This is a genomic window from Prauserella rugosa, assembly GCF_000719975.1.
Taxonomy (GTDB): Bacteria; Actinomycetota; Actinomycetes; order Mycobacteriales; family Pseudonocardiaceae; genus Prauserella; species Prauserella rugosa.
Genome location: NZ_JOIJ01000053.1, coordinates 1 through 1,429, shown reverse-complemented (window position 1 = coordinate 1,429; position 1,429 = coordinate 1). Strand labels below are relative to the sequence as shown.

Below are 1,429 nucleotides of genomic sequence, written 5' to 3'. Positions count from 1 at the left end.
TACTCCAGCCGTAGATCGTGATGGTCATGGTTCTCTGGTGGATTGTTGCTGGTAGTGGGCCTGCCGGGCTCGGTATTGATGCTGTCTGCGCCAGGCTGAGAAGCGCAGCCGATGCGCGATGTCGTTGATCGGAGTGATGACGATCGTGGCGAATAGGTGCTGGACTTCGTTGCAGGTCACGGAAATCCGGCCGATCGGTGCCGCCCCTCGGGCGCGCTCGGTCGAGGCAATGACGGTGAGGAAGGCGTGCGCGAGCATCGCCAGCACGGTCCAGCGGTGCCAGGAGACCCAGCGGCGGGCCTGGTGTTGATCCAGCCCGGTCAAACCTTTGCTGGTTTGAAAGGATTCCTCGACGCGCCAACGGGTTCCCGCGACACGGACCAGGACGGGCAGCGCGACAGGGGTGGGCGCGTAGCAGCGGTAGAACGCCAACTCTTTCGTGCGGCGGTTGCGTCGGATCAGCAGCCATCGATGCCCGGGCGTCTCGGCGTCGGGATCGATGTCGATCAGGGCCCAGTCGTAGAAGCGGTGTCCTTTCGCCCCGGTACCGGCCGACTGACGCTGCCACACGTGTTTGGGCAGCCGTGTGGCCAGCTCGTCCGGGCGGAGCGTTCCAGCGCCGGTGGCGACGCGGCGGTCGCATCCGATGGCCAGCACGTAACCGACGCCGCGGTCCTCCAGTGCCCCACGCAGCCGGGGCTCGGCGCCGTAGACCTCGTCGCCGGTCACCCACGGCGCATCGACTCCGGCGTCGAGAGCGCGGGTAATCATGGTGGTGGCCAGGGAAGGTTTGGTCGCGAACTGCACGTCTTCGCTGATCCCGGCCGCCGCGCAGCGGTCACGATCACTGGTCCAGGATTTCGGCAGATACAGGGCCCGGTCGATAAACGCGTGCCCCGCGGTCGTGGCATACGTCAGATACACCGCCACCTGCGAGTTCTCGATCCGGCCGGCCGTTCCGGTGTATTGGCGTTGCACGCCGACGGTGTGGGTGCCTTTCTTCAGGTCCCCGGTCTCATCGACGACCAGGACCGCGTCCTCGCCGCCGAGGCGATCGCAGACATAGTCGCGCAGGTCGTCGCGCACCGCATCGGCATCCCACACCGCCCGGGCGAGCAGGTGTTGCAGGCCGTCCGGGGTCGCGTCCCCGACATGCTCGGCGATGGTCCAACAGTTCTTCCGCGGCAGCTCAGACACCAGCCCCAGCAACAGTTTCTCCACCCGGCGTCGCGGCTCGACCCGGCTGAAGCGGCCCGCGATCCGTCCAGTCATCTCATCGAACATCGCCCGCCAACGGGCAGGGTCTATGCTGGCGCCCGCGGCCGCCAGGCGATCTTGGGAAGTCCACACAACAGACCATGATCAACTGGTGGCCGCACCCATCTCCAGCACCCCTCACCAACCCCGATCACGAAGTCCGGCTGGAGTA

At 66.6% G+C, this 1,429-nt stretch carries 1 protein-coding gene; it reads right to left on the bottom strand.

Annotated features, from left to right (window positions below):
* Nucleotides 1-24: 24 nt before the first annotated feature.
* Nucleotides 25-1,284 (bottom strand): IS701 family transposase, encoded by a 1,260-nt coding sequence (locus IF64_RS0124865; protein ID WP_051758150.1) that lies wholly within the window; start codon nucleotides 1,282-1,284, stop codon nucleotides 25-27.
* Nucleotides 1,285-1,429: the final 145 nt, after the last annotated feature.

What these genes read in the sequence shown, in the direction of transcription:
- IF64_RS0124865 (WP_051758150.1), bottom strand. Translation starts at nt 1,284, where the DNA reads ATGTTCGATGAGATGACTGGACGGATCGCGGGCCGCTTCAGCCGGGTC.